This window comes from Actinomadura sp. 9N215 (assembly GCF_044326345.1).
Lineage (GTDB): Bacteria > Actinomycetota > Actinomycetes > Streptosporangiales > Streptosporangiaceae > Spirillospora.
The window spans coordinates 74,566-95,714 of the sequence record NZ_JBIRBA010000013.1 but is presented as its reverse complement, the minus strand read 5'-3'; the positions used below and the strand labels follow the sequence as shown (position 1 = coordinate 95,714).

Here is a 21,149-nt window from a genome sequence, read left to right as displayed (position 1 = left end):
CCTAAACTCTAGGCGAACCGCCTATGAACATTTGTGGACTCATAGGGTTTATTTCGGCGTCCCGGCCTGTTTTCGCACGGCGGCGGGGATCACCCGCTCCACCGGCATCGGCGTCCGGCAGGTGCACAGCCCGCGGCGGACGATGAGCAGGGCGCGTTCGGCGGTGTAGTCCGTCCGGTCGAGCGCCGGGCGCACCCGGTGACAGGTCAGGCAGAGCATGCGTTCTTCGTCCTCCCCGTGAAGCCGGGGGGTTGCCGGAATCGCGCGGCGCGTCCGGGAGACGCCCCCCGCGTCTCCCGGAGTGTGGCGGCCGCACGCGAGTCACTCCGTCGTACGGCCCCTGGCCCCGCCGTCCCGCGCGCGTTCCCCCCGGACACGCGTACGGGACGACGAGGCCCCTGGACAGCCCCTCGGCTCCCAGTGCCGGTACCCTAGGCGCTCCCACGTTGCATGCACGTTGCGATCAACCTGTCACTCACCGTGCCGGAAGTGGTCGCGAGAGAATCTCAGAAAGCGGTTGCGCCGCCCCGCCGATGGGCCGATCCTCAGACACGCCAGGTTCTCTCCGGGGGAAAGGACTGCTGGTGACGCAGAATCTGGTGGCCGTCCGGCCGCCGATCTCCGACTCGTGGCGCCGCTCCCGGCGCGCCGGCGTCGACGCCGGCGTGCGGGCGGCGCCGCTGGTGTTCGACCGCGACGTCCTCGCCGACGCCCGCGTCGCCCATCCGCTCGACCCGCACCTGCCGCTGCTGGAGGGCCTGCTCCGGCACGTCGCCGACGAGACCGAGCACCTGATGGTGATCACCGACGACGCCGGGCACGTGCTGTGGACGCAGGGCCCGCGCGCCGTGCGCCGCGCCGCCGACGCGATCGGCCTGACGGAGGGCTTCCGCTGGTCGGAGGACGCCGTCGGGACCAACGGCATCGGCCTCGCGCTCGCCACCGGGCGGCCCGAGTACGTGTACGCCGCCGAGCACGTCGCGCACGTCCTGCACCGCTGGTCGTGCGCCGGCGCGCCGATCACCGACCCCGACTCGGGGCAGGTGATCGGCTGCATCGACGTCAGCGCCACCGTGGAGGCGCTGCATCCGGCGACCGTCGCGCTCGTCGCCGCGGCCGCCAGGCTCGCCGAGTCCCGGCTGGAGAACGAGATGCGGCAGCGCGACGAGCGGCTCCGCGAACGGCTCCTGCCGCACCTGCGGGGCCTGCGGGAGGGCGGCGTCCTCGTCACCGCGACCGGGCGGATCATCGGGGCCGCCCCCGGCGAACCCGACCTGGCCGGGTGGCGCGGGCGGCGCGTGCCCGCCCCCGAGTGCGGTGCGACGATCACGCTGCCGGACGGCCGCGCCGCCGTCGCCGAATCGCTCGGCGGGGCGTTCCTGCTGCGCCCGCCGGCCGTCCGCCCGCGGCGGGGGGCGGCGCCGCGCGCCCCGGACGCGGCGCCGGACGACGGCCCGGTGTTACCCGCAGGCGAAGGGCCGCTGCTGACGCTGTCCTTCCTCGGCGACGGCCGCCCGCACGCCCGCCTCGACGGCGGTCCGCTGACGCTGACGCTGCGGCACGCCGAGATCCTCGCCCTGCTCGCGCTGCACCCGCGCGGCCTGACCGGCGACCGGCTGGCGCTGTGCCTGTACGGCGACGACGGCAGCCCCTCGACGGTCCGGCCCGAGATCCACCGGCTCCGCCAGCAGTTCGGCGACGTCGTCCGCGCCCGCCCCTACCGGCTCGACTGCGCGGTCGAGGCCGACTTCCTCACCCTCCGGCGGCTGCTGGACGACGGCGACGTCGCCGGCGCCGTCCGGATCTACACCGGGGAGCTGCTGCCCGGCTCGGACGCGCCCGCCGTCCGCGCCGAACGCGACGAGCTGGCCGTGCGGGTCCGGCGGCAGGCGCTCGACCGGGGCGGCGCCGACGCGCTGTGGACCTACGCGCAGACCGAACCCGGCCGCGCCGACCTGGAGGCCCTGGAACGGCTCCGCGCCGTCCTCCCGCCCGGGGACTCGCGGCTGCCCGCCGTCGCCTCCCGCAGCGACCGCCTCCTCAACGGCGACGCCTAGAGGTTCAGGGGACGCCTGGAGGCTCAGGGGGAGACGCCCGCGTCGACGAGGTGCGCGCGGTCGTTGTAGGTGACGGCCCGCAGGCCGGAGCCGTCCTGCCGCCACCGCGTCACCGACGCGTTCGCGATCGGGGTCTTCTCGATCTCCAGGATCTCCCGCTCCGACAGGCCCTCCACCAGGTAGCGGGTCATCACCACGATCGCGTCGTGCGTGACGACCAGCACCCGGCCGCCGGCCGCGTCGGCCTCCAGGTCGCGGTAGAAGCTGCGCAGCCGCAGCGCCAGGTCGGCCCACGACTCGCCGCCCGGCGGCCGGTAGTAGAACTTGCCGAGGCGGCGCAACCGGTCGGCCTCGTCCGGGAACCGGCGGCGGACGCCGAGCTCGGTGAGGCCCTGCAGCGCGCCCTGCTCGCGGTCGCGGATCCGCTCGTCGACCACCGGGCGCAGGCCGTCCGGGTCGTGCGGCGCGGCGTACGGCGTCTGCGCCAGCGCGATCCTCGCCGTGTCGAGGGTGCGCAGGTAGGGCGACGCGACGACCATGGTCGGGCGCTCGTCGGGGGGCAGCGCGGCGAGCCAGCGGCCGAGCGTGGCCGCCTGCGCGCGGCCGGCGTCCGACAGCGGCACGTCCGCGTCCCGCTCCTGGATGCCGGCCTCCTCGGCGTCGGTGCCGAGCACCGCCTGGTACGCGAGGTTGCCGGTGCTCTCACCGTGCCGGGTCAGGGTCAGCCACTGCAGCGCGTTCACGCCCGCCATGCTGCCATGCCCACCGCGTGCGCCGTCCTCTACAGCCGGTAGTACTCTTTTGTCCGTGACGGACGTCCTGACCACCGCGATCATCGCGGTGGCGCTGCTGACCGCCGCGTACGCCGTGGTGACCGCCCTGCGCAACCGGGCGATGGACGCCGGCCATCTCGCCGCGCTCGGCGTCCTGGAGGTCCTGCTGGTCGCGCAGGCCGTCGTCGGGTTCGTCAAGCTGTCGGGCGACGAGGGGCCCGACGGGTCCGCCACGTTCGTCGGCTACCTGCTCGGCGTGCTGCTGATTCCCGTCGCGGGCGCCGGATGGGGCCTGCTGGAGCGCACCCGGTGGGGCTCCGCCGTGCTCGTCGTCGCCGGGGTCGCCGTCGCGGTCATGGTCGTCCGGCTCGATCAGCTGTGGGGCGGCGGTGGTTGACCGCCGGGCCCGTGCGGACGACGACGCCCGCGCCGGCGCCGAGATCCGCACGGGCGGCACGGCGCGTCCCGGCACCGGACGCGGGCCGGGACGGCTCCTGGTCGCCGTCTACGCCGTCTTCGCGCTCGCGGCGGGCGCGCGGGCGGGCGTCCAGATCGCCACCCGGTTCTCCGACGCGCCGGTCGCCTACGCGCTGTCGGCGTTCGCCGCGGCCGTCTACGTCCTGGCGACGGTCGCGCTGGCGCGCGGCGGGCGGACGTCGTTCAGGGTCGCCGTCGCCGCGTGCGCGACCGAGCTGGCCGGGGTGCTGGTGGTGGGCACGCTCAGCATCGCCGACTCCGGCGCGTTCCCCGACGAGACCGTCTGGTCCGGGTACGGGCGCGGCTACGGGTTCGTCCCGCTGGTGCTGCCGGTCGTGGGCCTGCTGTGGTTGCGCCGCACCGCCCGCCTGGGTGGCGGGCCCGAGGCGGGCGGTGGGCGCCCTGTGGGCGGCGGCGAGTGAGCCCTCCGGCCACAGGTGTCTGATGACCGTCACGGTCGGCGGGACGTCAGGCGGCGGTCGCGGGCGGGGTGAGCCGGCCGCCGATCGGCAGCACGCGAACGGCGGCCCTGGCGATCGCCTCCACCTCGTCGTCGGAGAAGTCGGCGGACGGGTTGCGGCCGATCCAGCGGATCAGCCGCAGCGGCGGCGCGAACGTGATCCCGTCCGCGGCGAACGGGGTCCGGACGAGGCGGCCGCCGTGCACGGCCAGCACCGGCCTCACCTTCACGGGCACCTCCGCAACCCGTGAGATCAGCTCGGCGGCGGCGTCGGCCCGCGCGGTCAGCCCGCCCACCAGCTTGGTCTGGGTCCGGCCGTCGATGAACAGCCGTCCGCCGTGGTGGGAGATCTCCGCGTCGGGATGCCAGGCCTCGTTGTGCACCAGCCACACGCCGCCCGGCCCGACCACGAGCTCGTCGGCCGGCCCGTGGCCGGGGACGATCCGCCCGTACAGCACCCGGTGCCCGCGCCGCTCCAGCGTGTGGCGCAGCACCCGGTTCATCCGCTCCTCGCCGCGCAGCCCGCGCCGCCACACACTGGACGCGTGATGCACGCGCCAATGCACGAACAGGTCGGCGGACGCCACCAGCAGGGCCATCACGATTCCGAATACGGCGTTGACCAGCAGCCCGCACAGTATCAGCGTCGCGGCCGCCAGAATTGCGCGGGTCCGCAATCTGCCTTTACGGCCGCGCTGCCAGAGCTCCTCGTATACCGCCTGAGGTGAACCGCCGGTGAACGCCGCCCTGTCCCTCAGATAGATCGAGCTGCCGATCATGACGAACCTCCCCAGCACCCTGCTATGACGCCCTCATTATGGGGATACCCGCGCAATGCCGCCACAGTTCACGAGGTGACGTAAATCAAACGTGGAAGCAACTTCTAGCCCTTGAAAGCATTGCCGACCTGGCCTTTTGGCGGGGTTGCCGCGTCGAATCCGGGGAAAACTTCAGATGGCTTCCCGTGAATGGCTGAAAGGGTCGGTGCAACTTACCCCGCAACGAACAGAGCCTTTTTCATTTGTCGTCGCATTCCCCGCATGGGCGATGACGCACGGCACGGTCCAGGACCCGGGGAGTGCAGACTGGGGCGGTGCACATCGACGCCGCCGAGAGCCTTCCCGCCGCCCGCGCCGTCCCCGCCCTCCGCGCGGCCCTGGACGGCCACGGCACGGCGGTGCTGGCGGCGCCGCCCGGCACCGGCAAGACCACCCTGGTCCCGCTCGCCCTCGCCGGGCTGGCCCTCGGCGGCTCGCCCGCCGCGGGGAAGGTGCTGGTCCTGGAGCCCCGGCGGCTCGCCGCCCGCGCCGCCGCCCGCCGCATGGCGTGGCTCCTCGGCGAACGCGTCGGAGGACGGGTCGGGCTCACCGTCCGCGGCGAGACACGGCCTGGCAGCCGGGTCGACGTCGTCACCACCGGGGTCGTCCTGCGGCGCCTCCAATCCGACGCCGAACTCGGCGGCGTCGGCACGGTGATCCTGGACGAGTGCCACGAACGGCACCTGGACGCCGACACCGCGCTGGCGTTCCTGCTCGACGTCCGCGCGGCGCTGCGGCCCGACCTGCGGATCGTCGCCGCGTCCGCGACCGCCGACACCGGCCCGTGGGCGCGTCTCCTCGGCGACGCCCCGGTCGTCGAGACCGACGCGGCGCTGCATCCGGTGGAGACGGTCTGGGCGCCGCCGCCGCGTCCCGTCCCGCCGCCGCACGGCATGCGCGTCGACCCTGCGCTCCTCGCGCACGTCGCCGCCACCGTCCGCCGCGCGCTCGCCGAACGCGACGGCGACGTGCTGTGCTTCCTGCCCGGCGCCGGTGAGATCGCCCGCGTCGCCGGGCTGCTCGGCGGCGTGCCCGCCGACGTCCTGCAGGTCCACGGCCAGGCGCCGCGGCCGGTGCAGGACGCGGTGCTGGCGCCCGCGTCCCGGCGGCGGATCGTCCTCGCCACGTCGGTCGCCGAGTCGAGCCTCACCGTCCCCGGCGTCCGGACGGTCGTCGACTCCGGCCTCGCCCGCGAGCCCCGCACCGACCACGCCCGCGGCCTCGGCGCGCTCACCACCGTCCGCGCGTCCCGCGCGACCGCCGACCAGCGCGCCGGCCGCGCCGGACGGGAGGCGCCCGGCGCGGTCTACCGCTGCTGGACGCAGGCCGAGCACGACCGCCTGCCCGCCAGGCCCCGCCCCGAGATCGAACTGGCCGACCTCACCGGCTTCGCGCTCCAGGCCGCCTGCTGGGGCGACCCGGACGCGTCCGGCCTCGCCCTCCTCGACCCGCCGCCGCGCGCCGCGCTCGACGCCGCCCGCGCCACCCTCGACGCCCTCGGCGCCGTCCGCGTCTCCCGAGGGGGGTCGACCCCCCACGCCCCCCGAGGCGCCTCCGGCGCCGTCCGCGTCTCCCGAGACCACGCAGTCCATGACGGGCACGTCACCGATCGCGGGCGCCGGCTGGCCCGCGTCGGGCTCCATCCCCGGCTGGCCCGTGCGCTGATCGACGGCGCGCCCGAGGTCGGCGCCCGGCGCGCCGCCGAGATCGTCGCGCTGCTGTCCGAGCCGCCCCCGCGCGCGTCCGGCGACGACCTCACCGCCGTGTGGCGTGACCTGCGCCGTTCAGGCCGTCCCGCCGACGCCCACGCGGGACGCTGGCGCGACGAGGCCCGCCGCCTGCACAGATCCGTCACGACCACGGCGGAGCCCCGGGCGGAGCGCGGAGACGATCACGCGGCGGGGATCGTGGTGGCGCTGGCGTTCCCGGAACGGGTGGCGCGGGCGCGGCGGGGGAGCGGCCACCTGATGGCGTCCGGGACGGGCGCGCTGCTCGCGGACGGGTCCGCGCTGGCCGGGGCGCGGCCGGAGTGGCTGGCGGTCGCGGCGGCCGACCGGCCCGCCGGGGCGGCGTCGGCGCGCGTCCGGCAGGCCGTCGTGATCGACGAGGACGTCGCGCGGTTCGCCGCCGCGCCGCTGCTGGAGACGGCCGAGGAGGTCGCCTGGCGGGACGGCGACGTCGTGGCCCGCCGGGTCGAGCGGCTCGGCGCGATCGAACTGGACGCCCGGCCCCTGCGCGACCCCGACCCCGAGCTGGTGCGGGCGGCGCTGCTGGACGGCGTCCGCGCCGACGGCCTCGGCGTGCTGACCTGGACGCCCGCCGCCCGCGCCCTCCGCGACCGGCTGGCGTTCCTGCACGCGGCGCTGGGGGAGCCGTGGCCGCCGGTCGACGACGCGGCGCTGCTGGAACGCGTCCCGGAATGGCTCGCGGGCGCGCGGCGCCGGGCCGACCTGGCCAGGGTCGACGTCGCCGCCATGCTGCGCGGTCTGCTGCCGTGGGAGCAGGCGAGGAGGCTGGACGAGTACGCGCCCGAGCGGGTCGAGGTCCCGTCCGGGTCGCGGATCCGGGTCGACTACGCGCAGGAGCGGCCCGTCCTGGCGGTCAAGCTCCAGGAGCTGTTCGGGTGGGACGCGGCGCCGCGCCACGCGGACGGGCGGGTGCCGCTGGTCGTCCACCTGCTGTCCCCGGCCGGACGCCCGGCGGCGGTCACCGCCGACCTCGCGTCGTTCTGGCGCGAGGGCTACAAGGCGGTCCGGGCGGAGCTGCGCGGACGCTATCCCAAGCATCCCTGGCCCGAAGACCCGACCCAGGCCGTGCCCACGAAGCGCACCAGCGGGCGCCGCTCTAGCGGGAGTCGATGAGGACCTCGATGCCGTCCAGGATGCGGGCCAGCCCGAACTCGAAGGCGCGGCGCGGGGCGACGGCGGAGTTGTACTCCTGCCCGGCGGCGGTGCCGACGCGGGTGCCGACGGGGTAGTCGGCTTCGTCCACGTACCTGTCGAGGAAGGGCGCGGTGGCCTCCCACCACTGCGCGTCGCTGATGCCGCTGCGGCGCTCGGCCTCGGCGGCGTTGACCGAGACGCGGGCGGCGCTCGCGGCGAAGCCGGTGATCAGCGCGGCGACCTGGTCCATCTCCAGGTCGGTGAGGCCGACGCCGTCCACGGCGCGCAGCTCGAACTCGTACTTGCCGATCGTGTTCGGCCCCATCGGCGGCCGCACCACCGTGACCTGCAGCAGCCACGGATGGCGGTGGAACAGCGCCCAGTTCTCGCGCGCGATGTGCTCCAGCCGGGCCCGCCACGTGTCCTGGGCCGGCGGGGTCAGCTCGCCGAACGCGCGGTCGAGCATGACGTCGATCAGCTCGGCCTTGCCGGGCACGTAGGTGTAGATCGACATGGGGGAGACGCCCAGCTCGTCGGCGATGCGGCGGATGGACAGGGCGTCCAGGCCGTCGGCGTCGGCCACCTCGATCGCGGTCCGGACGATCTGGTCGGCGGTCAGCCGCGGCTTCGGGCCGCGCTTCGGCCGCTCCCGCACGCCCCACAGGAGTTCCAGGCTGCGCCTGGGGTCGCCGCCCCCGCTGTACTCGGTCGTCACACCGCCGATCCTCTCAGGGATGAAACTCTGTACGTCGTACGTTATATTGTCCGCGATGGTAAATCCGTACTGCGTACATAGTTTTGGAGGACGCGTGGCGGAACCACGGTTCGCGGTCGTCGCCGAAGGACTGCGCAAGCGCTACGGCGACCCCGGCAAGAACGGCACGGAAGCACTGGCCGGGCTCGATCTGCACGTGCCCGCCGGCACCGTGCACGGGCTGCTCGGCCCGAACGGCGCGGGCAAGACCACCGCCGTCCGCGTCCTGGCCACGCTGGCCAGGCCGGACGGCGGCACCGCCCGCGTCGCCGGGCACGACGTCCTGCGCGAGGCCGCCGAGGTGCGCACCAGGATCGGGCTCGTCGGGCAGCACGCGGCGGTCGACGAGTTGCTGAGCGGGCGCCAGAACGTCGTCATGTTCGGCCGCCTCTACCACCTCGGCGCGAAGGAGGCGCGGCGGCGGGCCGACGAGCTGCTGTGGCGGTTCCGGCTGACCGACGCCGCCGCCAAGCCCGCGGGCGAGTACTCCGGCGGCATGCGGCGCCGCCTCGACCTGGCCGCGTCCATGATCCTCGCGCCGCCGGTGCTGTTCCTGGACGAGCCGACCACCGGCCTCGACCCGCGCGGCCGAAACGAGGTGTGGGACGCGATCCGCACCCTCGTCGGCGGCGGCACGACCGTGCTGCTCACCACCCAGTACCTGGAGGAGGCCGACCGGCTCGCCGACGGCATCTCGGTGATCGACCACGGCCGCGTCATCGCCGAGGGCACCCCGGACGCCCTCAAGGCGCGGCTCGGCGGCGACCGCATCGAGGTCGTCCTGGACGATCCCGCCTCGCTCACCGCCGCCGCCGAGATCGTCGGACGGGTCGCGTCCGGCGAGGTCGACGTGGACGCCGAGGCCCTGCGCGTCGGCGCCCCCGTGACCGGACGGGCGACCGCGCTCACCGAGACCGTCCGGGCTTTGGACGACGCCGCCCTGCGGGTCGCAGACATCGGCCTGCGCCGCCCCACCCTGGACGAGGTCTTCCTGCACCTCACCGACACCGACGAACAGGAGGTGCGCTCGTGAGCGTCCAGACGCTCCGCTGGGCCGTCGCCGACGGCCGGGTCCTGACCGCGCGGGCCCTCGCGCACTGGGCGCGGCGGCCCGGCGAGGTCGCCATGGCGCTGCTGTTCCCCGTCATGGTCGTGCTGATGATGGGCTACCTGTTCGGCGGCCAGATGGACGTCCCGGGCGGCGGGAACTACCGGGAGTTCATCGTCCCCGGCATGTTCGCGCTGACGATGGCGTTCGGCGTCGAGACGACGTTCACCGCGATCGCGAGCGACGCCGCCAAGGGGGTCGCCGACCGGTTCCGCGCGATGCCGATGGCCTCGTCCGCCGTCGTCGTCGGCCGTGCCACCGCCGACATGCTGCACTCGGTCGTCGCGCTGGCCGTGATGGCGGCGTGCGGCGTCGCGATCGGCTGGCGCGTCCACGACGGCGCGGCCAAGGCCCTCGCCGGGCTCGGGCTCCTGCTGCTCCTGCGGTTCTCGCTGATCTGGCTCGGGATCTACCTGGGCCTGATGGCGAAGGGGCCGGAGTCGGTCGCGACCGTCCAGCTGCTGGTGTGGCCGATCGGGTTCCTGTCCAGCGCGCTGGTCGCGCCGAGCACCATGCCGGGCTGGCTCGGCGCGATCGCCGAGTGGAACCCCATGTCGGCGACCGTGACGGCGTGCCGGGACCTGTTCGGCGACCCGGTGTCCGGCGGGTCGTGGGCGGCGCAGCACAGCGTCCTGATGGCGGTGGTGTGGCCGCTGGTGATCGCCGCGGTGTTCGCCCCGCTGTCGGTCCGCCGCTACCACGCCCTGGGCCGCTAGGCGGCAGCCGCCGCCGCTGCGCAAGCGGCCATGGGCGGCAGCGGGCTAGGGCAGCAGGGCGGCGCGGTGGCGGGCGAGCGCCATCGCCGGGTAGGACGCCTCGGGCAGGGGCTCCGCGTCGTCGCGGTTCAGCGCGGCGCGGAGCCTCGGCCCCACCGCCGCGGCCTCGTACGGCTGGACGACGCAGAGCTCGGCCCGCATCGCTTGCCGCGCCGCCGCCATCAGCGCCGGGACGTCCCCGACGATGACGACCTCGGCGGCCGCGTCGCCGTGGCCGAGCCGAACCGCCACCGCATGCAGGCCCGAAGTCCCCGCGCCTTCGTAGCGGAACTCGCAGACGAGACGGTCGCCGTCCAGCGGCCCCTCCTGGACGAGCCACGCCTGGCCGGGGACGACCCGTCCGAGCGACCCCTCCCACGGCGCCGCCGGGACGTCGCCGAGCCCGTCCGCCGCCCGGCCCGCCGCCTTCCGCCCCTCCACGGGGCCGATCGCGGCGAGCGTGCTCAGGAACGCCCGCGCCCCGGGCGTCGCGGCGGCCCGCAGGCAGGTGATCAGGTCGCCGAGCGCGGCGCGCCGCGCCCGCGCGTCCGGGGCGGCGGCCTCCAGGGCGCCGAGCCGCGCGGACGTCCACGCCTCCGCCTCCAGCGGGCCCGGCAGCGCCGCGAGCGCGTCCGCCTCCCGGACGAACGCCGCGTACACCTCGCGGAGGCCCGGCAGCATCAGCCCCGGACCGGCGGACGGCCTGGTCGCACTCACGACGCCAGCGTATGAGACGCGAAGGAGCGGCGCGCCCCCGCGGCCGGTGCGGCCGAGCCGTGGGGACGCGCCGCAAGCTCTGGGCGGGCGCTAGGCCGGGATCGTCAGCAGGGTCCGGCCCGCGCCCGCCGTCCCGCCCGTCGTCCCGCCCGTCGTGCGGACCTCGAACCGGCTGATCTCGCCGGCCCGCAGCGCCGTCCCGCCCTGCACGGTGAGGCGCGGCTGCGCGGACCCGGGCAGCCCGTACCCCGCCGCCGGGACGGCCCAGCCCGCGACCGTGTGCGCGCGGCCCGACCGGTCCACGGCGACCAGCTCGCATTCCAGCGGACCGCGGACCTTGCTGAGGTCCAGCCCGATCCGGCTGCCCCACGCCCTGTCCTGCATCGCGACCGTGCCGGCGGCGCCGGTGCCCGCGTCGGTGGCCGACATGCGGTGCGCGTCGCGCATCAGGGCGGCCGTCCCGGCGTCCGGCCCGGACGCGGCGCGGCCGCGGTCGGCGCCCAGCGTGTACCCGGTGCCGAGCGCCCCGCCGAGCAGCACGACCCCGGCGGCGGCCGCGGCGAGCACCCGCGTCGAGCGGTGCCGCCGCTCCCGGCGGATCCGGTGCCGCAGCAGGTCGGACACCACCGCGGGCTCGGGCGGCGGGGGCGCGGTCGGCGCGTCCGCCGGCTCGGCGATCGGGCCGATGCCGTCCAGCGTCTGCGCGATGCCGCGCAGCTCGCTCAGCTCCGTCCGGCAGGCGGCGCACCCCGCCATGTGGGTCTCGAAGGCGCGCCGGTCGGGCTCCTCCAGGAGGCCGAGGGCGTAGGCGCCGACGTCGATGTGCAGCATGTCCGCGCTCATGGCGTCACGCCCCTTTCCTCCAGGGCGACGCGCAGCGCCCTGAGCGCGTAGTAGACCCGGGACTTCACCGTGCCCACGGGGATGCCGAGCTGCTTGGCGGCCTCGTTCACGGAGCGGTCCCGGAAGAAGGTCTCGTTGAGGATCTCGCGGTGGGCCGGGGACAGCGCGAGGAGTGCTTCGGACACGACGACGGAGCGCAGCAGATCCTCCAACCCGTCGGGGACGCGCATGTTCTCCAGCGGGCCCTCGCCCGCCTCCTGCGGCCTGGCGTTCTTGCGGCGCTGGTCGTCGATGACGATCCGGCGGGCGACCGTCGCCAGCCACGGCAGCAGCGAGGTCGCGTTCTCGTCGAGCTGGTGGGCGCTGCGCCATGCGCGGATCATGGTCTCCTGCACGACGTCCTCGGCCCAGTGCCGGTCCCCGCCGGTGAGGCGGAGCACGAAGGACAGCAGCGGACGGCCATACACGCGGTACAGCTCGGTCACGATCACCTGGTCGTCCACGGCGCCCGAGGGCTGCGGGCCGCGGAACCAGCTCCACGGTCCGGCGGGACGTTCTCGCGGGGCCGACACGGCGGTCGGTGATCTGTGGGCCATCGGGGGTCTCCGGCTGAAGCGGGGGCGGACGGCGCGGTGACCGTGAGCCAGGTGTCACGTTGGGAGGCAGTACGGGCCCCGGGTCGGCGGAGGTTCAACGGGGCCCCTGCCGGGGAGGATTTTCCAACCCGAGCCTTACTGGTTCGACACCTTTTCCTTCCCCCTGGCGCGGACGGCGGGCGCGCCGCGTCCTACTCCCGACGGTCGGCACGGGAATCCGTCGCGGCGGTCCACGGAAGGGCAACGCTCACTCCACACATTGGAGCGAATGCGGGCATCAGGCCCATTTGCCCAGATGAGGACCGAGGGGCGGATCGGCATAGTGAAAGGGAACGGCAACACACGACTGAGCTACCGCCTGCTGCTGGCGGTGGACATCCAGGGGTACAGCAAGCGCGACACCCGCGAGCAACTGCTCGCGCAGCGCGACCTGTCCGAAGCGCTCGACCGCGCCGCGCACGGCGCCGGGCTCGACCGCGGCCGCTGGGACAAGCAGGTCGGCGGGGACGGGGAGCTCGCCACGCTGCCGGACGGGACCGACCCCGCCGCGGTGGCCGGCGAGTTCGTCATCGGCCTCGCCGAGGCGCTGCGCGACCTCAACCGCGAGACGGGCGACGACCACGACGACGACCACGACGACGACGACCGCGGCGAGCACGGCGCGGTGGGCCGGCGCCGCCTGCGGGTGCGGCTCTCGCTGCACCACGGCACGCTGACGGCCGGGCCGTTCGGGCCCGCAGGCGACGCGCCCATCGTCGTCCAGCGGCTGCTGGACGCCGCGCCGCTGCGCCGCCTGCTGGTCGACGACGCGGCACGCGACCTCGCCTACATCGTCTCCGACTCGCTGTTCGAGGACGTCGTGCGGACCGGGTTCTGCGCGCTGCCGCCGGAGGCGTTCCAGGCCATCAAGGTGACCGCGAAGGGCGCGGCCTTCCGCGGCCACATCCTGACCGGCCGCACGGTCCGCCGGAACGGCCTGCCGGACGAGCGGGGCGAAGGCGGGGACGGACGGGGCGCGCCGCCGGGCGACCGGCCCGCCCCGGACGCCCGCGTCCTCGACTTCCCGGCCCTCGCCGCCAGATAGGCCCGCCCGGCGGGAAGCGATCGGGCCGGCGCGCGGTTGACGCCTGCGAACCGGAATTCTGCGGAAGGCGGACGATGGCGGACGACGCTGTACTGGCCAAGCTGGTGGCGGGGCACGACCTCGGGGTGCTGATCACCCTCAAGCGGGACGGGCGGCCCCAGTCGTCCAACATCAACTACCACTTCGACGTGGACCGGCGGCTCGTCCGGATCTCGATCACGGCGAACCGGGCCAAGGCCCGCAACCTGGCCCGGGACCCGCGGGCGAGCCTGCACGTCAGCACCCAGGACGGCGGGTCGTACGCGGTCGCCGAGGGCACCGCCGAGCTGTCGGCCGTCGCCGCCGACCCCGGCGACGCCGCGGTGGCCGAGCTCGTCGAGGTGTACCGCGACATCCGCGGCGACCACCCCGACTGGGACGAGTACCGGCGCGTCATGGCCGAGGACGGCCGCCTCGTCGTCCGCCTGCACGTCGAACGCCTCTACGGGCAGGTCCGAGGCTGACCCGGGTCCCCGCCCGTCCGCCCTGCCGGACCTCGGCCTGCACGAGGCCGTCCGGGACGCGCTCAGGGGCCGCGTCCCGGACGGCCTCGCCGCGCTGGAGGTTCTGCGGTCTCGCCGCGTCGCGGGTGCTGATTGCGGAATGGGGCCGGAGGCCGCGCGACCCCCCGCGCGACCCCCGGCGAAAAAGGGTGCAGGCCGAGAGCACCCCGCAGTTCCCTCGGCCTGCACGTTCTTGGCCCCCCCACGGAGCCTTTCCCAGTGGAACCCGCCCCCGCCTAGGCGGGATCCGGGCCGTACACCTCCCACAGCTCGCCCGCGAAGAACCTGCCGAAGTTCAGCAGCGTCTCCGCGCCGTCCGGGCCCGAGGTCCGGAACGTGGTGAGCTGGCGGGCGAAGTCCGTCAGCCGGATGTGCAGCACACCCGCCGCGACGATCTCCGCGCCGTCCTCTTCCTCCGCGCCGACGTGGCCGTCCAGGAGCCGGACGTACAGCGTCGACGTGTCCGGCCAGATCCGCGTCGGCGGGCCGTGCAGGACGTTCTTCACGCCGCTCAGCGTGCGGCGGTTGCCGTCGCCGTCGACGTAGAACAGGCGGTACTTCATCAGCCGCCTGTCCTCGTCGTTCGCGCCCGGCGAGGGGTCGACGAACAGGTTGAACGTGCCGTGCTCGACGTGGCGCCGGTCCCCGTGACCGGGCGCGTCGACCCAGCCTTCGGCGCGCGCCTCGTGCTCCGGCTCGCGGACGAACCGGTCGGTGTCGTCCGCCGTGATCGTCAGGCGGAACGACAGCGGCCGCCGATCCGGAGACTTCGCGCCGGTCCGCGGATCGGTCTCGCCGTAGGTGACGTGACCCTTCATCTCCTCGGTGAACCACAGCGACGTACGGTCCGGTGCCGCGGTAGAGGGTCCCCGCGACCCCCCGCGGTCCCCCGAGACCGGACCGTACGCCGCCGAGCCGTGCCCCGCCGAGCCGTGCTCGGCCGGGACGTTCCCCTCCGGATCCTCCCCCTCCGGATCCTCCCCCTCCGGATCCTGCCCCTCCGGATCCTGCCCCGCCCCGCCTGGCGAGCCGGATCCCCCAGCCGGCTCGGCCCCCGTGGCAGACGGGGCGGTGGCGGCCGGGCCGCCCGCACGCCCTTGTGCGGACGCGTCCTCCAGCAGCCGCGTGGCCAGGCGGTCGGCCTGCGCGGCGATGGTGAGCGAGGGGTTCGGGCCCACCGGCCCCGGCATCGCCGCCCCGTCGGCGATGTAGAGACCCGGGAACCCGAACACCTCGCCGAAGGCGTCGCAGACGCCCTCGCCTGGGTGGGCGCCCATCGGGGCGCCGCCGAGAGGATGGACGGTGATGATGCGCTTGCGGAACCACATCGGGTTGTCGGAGTAGTCGGCGCCGAGGACGTCCGCGATGCCCCGCATCGTCTTGCGGACCCGGGTGAACAGCTCCTCGCTGGTCTCCGCCGTGTACTCGGCGGCGAGCCGCCCGTCCTTGAGCCGCAGCCGGCCGTCGGCGGTGTCGCGTCCCATGCCGAGCAGCGGCAGCGAGCTGACCGTGAGCGCGCCGTCGCCGATCAGGTCCGAGATCTCCTTGGACAGGTTGGTGTCGGGCGCCTCCCGGAACAGCGCGGTGAACCGGTCCCACAGGAACTTCACGGCGCGTTCGAGGTCGTTGCCGACGTCGAAGCCGTCGACGATCCAGTCGGCGAAGCCGGGGTAGCCGCCGTCCTGGATGTAGGCGCCGGGGCCCGCGCCGGGCACGCCGTCCAGCTCGTCCGGCAGCCGGATCGCAGTGGTGATCACCGGGCCGCGGCTGGCGTTCAGCGGCCGGACCCGGTTGCGGTCGGTGGCGCGCATCAGGAACGTCAGCAGGTCGCCGTTGCCGCTGAACCGGGTGCCGAGCGCGTCGCTGAGCCCCGGGAACGCGTCCCGCGACTTCATCAGCAGGAACGTCGTGCCGTACGTCCCGGCGCCCAGGACCAGCCGGTCGCAGGTGATCGTCCGGAGGGGCAGGCGGCGCCGCTTGCGCAGCGACAGGGCCGGCGGCGGCTCGTGCTGGACGTAGTCGACCTCGTACCCGCCGCCGGGACGCGGCCGCAGCGCCTTCACCTCGTGGGACGTGCGGACGTCGGCGCCGTGGTGCGCCGCGGCCGACAGGTAGGTGTGGTCGAGGCTGTTCTTGGCGCCCTCGTTGCAGCCGATGTCGCACTCGCCGCACATCCGGCACGTCCGCCGCTGGGCGCCGTGGATGTTGCCGTACCCGGCGTCCACGATGGGCAGGCTCATCGCGGGCCTGCCGCCGGGGTGGGCGGCGAAGCTCACCGCGAGCGGCGGCAGCGTGCACTGCAGCCCCAGCTCGGCGGCCGCGTCCTGCATCGCGTGCGTCTTCGGGGTGTCGTCGAACGGCACCTGGTCGAGCGGGTACGGCGTCGCGCCCATCATCTCCTCGACCACGTCGTAGTGCGGGTCGAGGTCGGCGCGGGAGATCGGCCACGGCTCCTGGGAGCCGCCGGGGCCGTCGGTGACGAACCAGTGCTCGTCCTTGCGCAGCAGCACGTTCGCGTAGATCAGCGAGCCGCCGCCGAGGCCCGAGGACACGACCGAGTCGCAGCCCTTGAAGCTCCACACGTCGAACATGCCGTACAGCCCGGCGTCCGGGTCCCAGAACGCGCGGCCCATCTCGGCGGGCGAGCGGGGGAAGGAGCCCGGCGGGTACGGCTGCCCGCGCTCCAGCAGGACGACCGACCGTCCGGCCTCCGCCAGCCGGTACGCGGCGACGGATCCGCCGAACCCGGACCCGACCACGACCGCGTCGACGTGCTCCACGTCGTCACCCTTGATGTCGTCACTCATCGAACCGAACCTTCCACTGCCGTCGTGGGCGTCGTCGTCGCTGGCGTCTTCATGCGCTGTGGCGCTTGAGGAAGTCGACGATCCGCGGAAAGACGTCGATGTGCGAGTTCTTGCCGATCAGGGGATCGAGGTGCCCGTAGCCGGGCAGCACGGCCAGTTCGTGGCGTCCCGGCGCGGCCTTCTCCAGGATCCTGTGCAGGTGGACGTTGGAGTCGGTGAAGACGCGGTTGCTGCCCGGCGCGAGCAGCAGCAGGGGCGTCTTCACGTCGGACGCCTTCGTCAGGTAGTCGTCCGGGAGCCTCGCGTAGCGCGCGTCCCCCGGCGCGAACTTCACCGAGCGGCCGGCCTTGACCATCTTGCGGACGTGCCGGTAGTAGTTCAGCCCGGACGCGGCGCAGATGTCGGCGACCCGCTGGTGCGTCTCGGGCAGCAGGTTGTCGTGCTCGTACATCGCCGGCTTGCCCGCCCCCCACTGGAAGCTCTGCATGTGGCAGGCGCGGACGTCGCACTCGCGGTGGAACAGCGACACCGTCTGCGACACCATCCACGGGCGCGTGAACCGCGGCGCCTCCCCGAACCTCGGGTCGAGGAACGGCAGCCCGACGACGTACTCCATGAACCAGGTGCCGAGGCCGAGCTTGAGCTTCGAGAACGCCGGCACCCGGGGGGTCAGCGACACGCTGTTGCAGGTCAGGGTGGTGACGCCGGTGACCGTCCCGGCGAAAAGGCCCATCGAGAACGACACCGCGCCGAGGCAGTGCGCGATGACGTGCACCCTGCGGTCCCCGATGTGCCGGCGCAGCTCCGCGAGCGCCGGCGGGAAGTCGTACAGGGCGATGTCGTCCAGGCTGAAGCGGTGCGTCTCGGTGTCGTACGGGTAGCGGCCGCTCATCCGGAAGTCGAGCGCCCACACGTCGGTGTACCCGTTGTCGAGCAGGTGGGACGCCAGGTTGGGGATCTCCGGCATGATGAACAGGTCGCTGGAGGAGGTGAGACCGTGCACGAGCAGGACGACGTCCTCGCTCTTCTCGCGCAGGAACCGGGTCAGCTGCAGCCCGAGGCCGTCCTCGGTCGTGACCGGATACGTCGATATGTCCGCATCCTTCACGCCGGCGAACGTGAACCGGGGGATCACTCGTTCCATCTCTGGTCACCTCCACTTTTCTCGCAACGATGATGCTGTGAGCCGCCGATACGGGGCATCGTGGTAAACCCGTACTTCTTCCCCGGAACCTGATGAGCAGGGACGGGACGGGTTCGTGTCGACATCCGTTAGTACTGTGACGGCCCGCGCCGCGCGGAAGTTCTGAAACCGGACAACCTGGTCACGGAGGACGAGATCATCCGTGACCGCCGCTTCCGGGACCAGGCCGCCTATTCGGGGCCGGGGGCGCCGGGATCGGGGACGCCGCGGGTGAGCGCGTTCACCACGCCGACCCGCGAGCTCACCCCGAACTTGGCGAAGATGTGCGACAGGTGCGTCTCGACCGTGCGGATGCTGACGTACAGCCGGTCGGCGATCTGCGAGTTCGTGCAGCCCTCGACGACCAGCGACGCGACCTCGTACTCGCGCTTGGACAGCCCGCCGGGCAGCCGGGAGTTCCGGCCGCCCGAGCCGCCCTTGGCCGGCACCCGCACGCCGAGCCGCCGCTGCTCCCGGACGACCTGCGCGTGCAGCGCCCGCGCACCGCACCCGGAGAAGATCTCGGCGGCGAGCCGCAGCTGCTCGCGCGCGGCGGGCCGGTCGCCGGCCTCGGCGTGCGCCTGCGCCGCGCGCAGCCGCGCCCGGCCCACGTCGATCCGGTGTCCGGCCTCCTCGAACGTCTCCGCCGCGGCGAGCGCCTCCCGCGCCGCCTCGGCGGCGTCGGTGGGCTGCAGGGCGTGCGCGCGGGCCAGCCGGGCCAGCGCGTTGTGCGCCTCCATGCCCGGGATGATCAGGTGCTCGGAGCGCTTCACCCAGTCGGCCGCCGCGTCGGCGCGGCCCCGCCCGGCCTCGACGCCCGCCATCATCTCGTTGAGCGACAGCTGGGTGCGCTGGTCGAGGGGGCCGCTGACCGCGCGCTCCACCGCCTCGGCCGCCTCGTCGAGCCGGCCGAGCCCGATCAGCGCGGTCGCGCGCGCGTAGCGGGCCATCGACCCCCACCACTCGCCGACGCCCGCGCCGACCTCGATGGCCTCATCGGCGTGCCGCAGCGCGGTGTCGTTGTCGCCGGACCAGCCCGTCACCAGGCTCTGCTGGGTGAGCGCGAACACCAGCTGCTGCCCGGAGTTCAGCAGCCGGGCCTCCTCGACCGCCTCCTCGGCCGCGGCCGCCGCCTCCTCCAGGCGGCCGAGCATCCCGTAGGCGCGGGCGAGGCCCGACATCAGGTTCGTGACGATGTACAGCTGCCCGGTGGCGCGGGCGATGGTGACCGCGCGCTGGAACCGGTCGGCGGCGTTGTGGAACTGGCCCATGAACGTCTCCGCCCAGCACAGCCAGGCGATCGCGTCCATCCACTCGGCGACGTGCTCGTCGGGGGCGGCGTTGACGAGCCGGTCGGCGGCCTCCAGGTAGCGGAGCGCGTCCTGGATGCGTCCGGCGGCCAGGGCGGGCATCGGGCGCAGCGAGGCGACCGCCAGCTTCAGGCTGGGCTCCCAGTCGTCGGAGTTGTCGGGCATCAGGTCCAGGACGGCCTGCGCGGCGCGGAAGTCGATGCGCATCATCCGCTCCGCGACGAGCCGCATCCGCAGCGGGACGGCGGCGGGGGAGCGCGGGTCTGGCATGCGGCGCAGCTCGTCGAGCAGGAGCGCGCGCGCCTCGTGCGGGCGGTCGAGCTGCCGTTCCATCAGCGCGGCGAGCCGGGCCGCGCGGGCGCGCCGCTCGTAGTCGTCGGGCGGCAGCATCCGCAGCACGTTCCGCGCGGTCTCGCGGCCCTCGGTGAGGTGCCCGCCGACCGTCTGCACCCGCGCCAGCTCCATCATCAGCTCCAGCCTGGACGGCAGCGCCGGGTCGGCGGCGTCCTCGGCCTCCTCCGCGGCGGCGCCGGTCGTCGGCATCAGGCCGAGCGCGGACTTCAGCCAGTGCGCGGCGGTCGTCGGGGCCTGCGTGGCGAACGCGCGCGCGGCCTCGACCAGGGTCGCGACGGCGTCCCGGTCGCCGACGCGGCCAGAGCGCTCCAGGTGTCCGGCGCGCACGGCGGCGGGCGCGCCGATCTCGGTGAGGTAGGCGGCGATCCGGCCGTGCGCTGCGAGCCGCCACCCCGCCGCCGCCGACCGGTACGCGGCGTGCCGGACGAGCGGATGCCGGAACCGGAACCGCTCGGCCCGGGGCCGCACGATGTCGCGGGCGACCAGCTCGTCCAGCGCCGTGAGCGCCTCGCCCTCGCCGACCTCGGCCGCGGCGGCGGCGAGGAGCGGGGTGAACTCGTCGGCCGCGACCGCCGCGCTCTGCGCGACCAGCAGCGCGTTCGGCGACAGACCGCTCAGCTCCAGCTGCAGCGCCGCGCGGACGGCGGGCGGCAGCTCCCCCTCGGTGTCGCCCGCGGCGAGCGGCTCCCGGGTGCGGGCCAGCGCCTCCAGGTAGAAGGGGTTGCCGCCGCTGGCCTTGTACAGCTCGCGGCAGCGCGTCCCGCTGACCCCGGGGCCGAGCAGCTCGGCGACCTCGTCCTGGGTGAGCGGCCGCACCGGCAGCCGGTTCCCGCCGACGGCCTGCAGGGACGCCTGGACGAGCGCGCCGAGCCTGGCCGACGCCTGCGCGGGCCGGTAGGCGAGCGCGATCAGGACGCGGGCGCGCGGCGGATGCCGGACGAGATGGTCGAGCAGCTCGATCGTGGCGTCGTCGGCCCAGTGGACGTCGTCGAGGATCAGCACCAGGCCCGACGGCGCGGCGACCTCGTCCAGCAGGTGCCGCACGGCGCGGTACAGCTGGTAGCGGGCGACCGGGGTGGTGACCGGCGGGCCGCCGGGACCGGCAGGCCCGGCGGGGTGCCCGTCGTGGAGCGCGGCGGCGGACAGCGCGGGGAACACCGGCGCCAGCAGCCGCACGCTGCTGGGGCTGAGGTCGCCGATGTGCTCTTCGAGGTGGTCGTCGAGGGCGTCGACGACGGCGCCGAACGGCATCTCCTGCTCGAACTCGGCGGCGCGGCCGGCGAGGGCGCGGAGTTTGCGGCTCTCCGCGGCGCCCGACAGCTCGTTGAGCAGGCGGGTCTTGCCCGCGCCCGGCTCGCCGACCAGCGCCAGGAAACGGAACGTGTCGGCCGCGGTCGCGTCCAGGGCCTCCTCGAACGCGCGGAGGACGTCCTGCCGTCCGACGAGCGGGACGCCGTCCGGCAACGCCGCGTTGTCAAGGGACGCTATGTCGCCGTGGCCGGTACGACCCTCCATGTCCACACCCCAACAGTGACAGGCGGTCGATACGCCGTGATCATGCTTCTCGTTGCGGTTACTGAGAATTGGCGGGTTTTACCCTATCGGGTCGAACGTCAATAAGCAGGGACA

At 74.6% G+C, this 21,149-nt stretch carries 18 protein-coding genes; 8 read left to right on the top strand and 10 right to left on the bottom strand.

Annotation, left to right across the window (positions count from 1 at the left end; translation table 11 throughout):
* Positions 1 to 48: 48 nt before the first annotated feature.
* Positions 49 to 219, bottom strand: coding sequence for a hypothetical protein (locus ACH34T_RS22210; protein ID WP_395994113.1), 171 nt, complete (start codon positions 217 to 219; stop codon positions 49 to 51).
* Positions 220 to 584: 365 nt separating this feature from the next.
* Here ACH34T_RS22210 and ACH34T_RS22205 point away from each other — a divergent pair, with 365 nt between their 5' ends.
* Positions 585 to 2,057, top strand: a complete 1,473-nt coding sequence (locus tag ACH34T_RS22205) for a GAF domain-containing protein (RefSeq protein ID WP_395994112.1) — start codon at positions 585 to 587, stop codon at positions 2,055 to 2,057.
* 23 nt (positions 2,058 to 2,080) lie between these two features.
* Here the strand turns inward: ACH34T_RS22205 and ACH34T_RS22200 are convergent, their stop codons facing one another.
* A complete protein-coding gene (locus ACH34T_RS22200; RefSeq protein ID WP_395994111.1) occupies positions 2,081 to 2,809 on the bottom strand; it encodes a histidine phosphatase family protein in 729 nt (242 codons plus the stop codon).
* A 55-nt stretch (positions 2,810 to 2,864) separates the two neighbouring features.
* Between ACH34T_RS22200 and ACH34T_RS22195 the strand changes: the two genes are divergently transcribed.
* Together ACH34T_RS22195 and ACH34T_RS22190 are read left to right on the top strand one after the other, a co-directional pair.
* A complete protein-coding gene (locus ACH34T_RS22195) occupies positions 2,865 to 3,227 on the top strand; it encodes a hypothetical protein (RefSeq protein ID WP_395994110.1) in 363 nt (120 codons plus the stop codon).
* A gap of 43 nt (positions 3,228 to 3,270) precedes the next feature.
* Positions 3,271 to 3,729 carry a hypothetical protein gene (locus tag ACH34T_RS22190; RefSeq protein WP_395994247.1) on the top strand — a complete coding sequence of 153 codons (459 nt, stop codon included), beginning with the start codon at positions 3,271 to 3,273 and terminating at the stop codon, positions 3,727 to 3,729.
* Between the two features lie 46 nt (positions 3,730 to 3,775).
* On the opposite strand, the gene ACH34T_RS22185 is transcribed toward ACH34T_RS22190, so the two are convergent.
* On the bottom strand, positions 3,776 to 4,546 hold the full coding sequence (locus tag ACH34T_RS22185; protein WP_395994109.1) for an NERD domain-containing protein: 771 nt from the start codon (positions 4,544 to 4,546) through the stop codon (positions 3,776 to 3,778).
* A 299-nt stretch (positions 4,547 to 4,845) separates the two neighbouring features.
* Here ACH34T_RS22185 and hrpB point away from each other — a divergent pair, with 299 nt between their 5' ends.
* A complete protein-coding gene (gene hrpB, locus ACH34T_RS22180) occupies positions 4,846 to 7,446 on the top strand; it encodes an ATP-dependent helicase HrpB (protein ID WP_395994108.1) in 2,601 nt (866 codons plus the stop codon).
* On the opposite strand, the gene ACH34T_RS22175 is transcribed toward hrpB, so the two are convergent.
* Positions 7,430 to 8,182 (bottom strand): TetR/AcrR family transcriptional regulator, encoded by a 753-nt coding sequence (locus ACH34T_RS22175; RefSeq protein WP_395994107.1) that lies wholly within the window; start codon positions 8,180 to 8,182, stop codon positions 7,430 to 7,432. The two genes, hrpB and ACH34T_RS22175, sit on opposite strands and share 17 nt — an antisense overlap.
* 94 nt (positions 8,183 to 8,276) lie before the next feature.
* Between ACH34T_RS22175 and ACH34T_RS22170 the strand changes: the two genes are divergently transcribed.
* Both ACH34T_RS22170 and ACH34T_RS22165 read left to right on the top strand, forming a co-directional pair.
* Entirely contained in the window at positions 8,277 to 9,254 is a 978-nt protein-coding gene (locus ACH34T_RS22170) for an ATP-binding cassette domain-containing protein (RefSeq protein WP_395994106.1), read from the top strand.
* Positions 9,251 to 10,045, top strand: coding sequence for an ABC transporter permease (locus ACH34T_RS22165; RefSeq protein ID WP_395994105.1), 795 nt, complete (start codon positions 9,251 to 9,253; stop codon positions 10,043 to 10,045). Before ACH34T_RS22170 ends, ACH34T_RS22165 begins: the two co-directional genes overlap by 4 nt.
* Positions 10,046 to 10,090: 45 nt before the next feature.
* Here ACH34T_RS22165 and ACH34T_RS22160 read toward each other — a convergent pair whose 3' ends face one another.
* From ACH34T_RS22160 to ACH34T_RS22150, 3 genes are all read right to left on the bottom strand, one after another.
* On the bottom strand, positions 10,091 to 10,801 hold the full coding sequence (locus ACH34T_RS22160) for a hypothetical protein (protein ID WP_395994104.1): 711 nt from the start codon (positions 10,799 to 10,801) through the stop codon (positions 10,091 to 10,093).
* Positions 10,802 to 10,891: 90 nt separating this feature from the next.
* Complete coding sequence (locus tag ACH34T_RS22155) at positions 10,892 to 11,644, bottom strand: zf-HC2 domain-containing protein (RefSeq protein ID WP_395994103.1); 753 nt, start codon at positions 11,642 to 11,644, stop codon at positions 10,892 to 10,894.
* On the bottom strand, positions 11,641 to 12,240 hold the full coding sequence (locus tag ACH34T_RS22150; RefSeq protein WP_395994102.1) for a sigma-70 family RNA polymerase sigma factor: 600 nt from the start codon (positions 12,238 to 12,240) through the stop codon (positions 11,641 to 11,643). Before ACH34T_RS22150 ends, ACH34T_RS22155 begins: the two co-directional genes overlap by 4 nt.
* A 295-nt stretch (positions 12,241 to 12,535) precedes the next feature.
* Between ACH34T_RS22150 and ACH34T_RS22145 the strand changes: the two genes are divergently transcribed.
* Together ACH34T_RS22145 and ACH34T_RS22140 are read left to right on the top strand one after the other, a co-directional pair.
* Positions 12,536 to 13,324 (top strand): hypothetical protein, encoded by a 789-nt coding sequence (locus ACH34T_RS22145; RefSeq protein WP_395994101.1) that lies wholly within the window; start codon positions 12,536 to 12,538, stop codon positions 13,322 to 13,324.
* A 74-nt stretch (positions 13,325 to 13,398) separates the two neighbouring features.
* Positions 13,399 to 13,827, top strand: a complete 429-nt coding sequence (locus ACH34T_RS22140) for a PPOX class F420-dependent oxidoreductase (protein ID WP_395994100.1) — start codon at positions 13,399 to 13,401, stop codon at positions 13,825 to 13,827.
* A 275-nt stretch (positions 13,828 to 14,102) separates the two neighbouring features.
* Here ACH34T_RS22140 and ACH34T_RS22135 read toward each other — a convergent pair whose 3' ends face one another.
* From ACH34T_RS22135 to ACH34T_RS22125, 3 genes are all read right to left on the bottom strand, one after another.
* Positions 14,103 to 16,673, bottom strand: coding sequence for a GMC oxidoreductase (locus ACH34T_RS22135; RefSeq protein WP_395994099.1), 2,571 nt, complete (start codon positions 16,671 to 16,673; stop codon positions 14,103 to 14,105).
* 49 nt (positions 16,674 to 16,722) lie between these two features.
* Positions 16,723 to 17,817 (bottom strand): alpha/beta fold hydrolase, encoded by a 1,095-nt coding sequence (locus ACH34T_RS22130; RefSeq protein WP_395994098.1) that lies wholly within the window; start codon positions 17,815 to 17,817, stop codon positions 16,723 to 16,725.
* Between the two features lie 230 nt (positions 17,818 to 18,047).
* Positions 18,048 to 21,035: an AAA family ATPase gene (locus tag ACH34T_RS22125; protein ID WP_395994097.1), complete on the bottom strand. Its 2,988-nt coding sequence runs from the start codon at positions 21,033 to 21,035 to the stop codon at positions 18,048 to 18,050.
* Between the last annotated feature and the right edge of the window lie 114 nt (positions 21,036 to 21,149).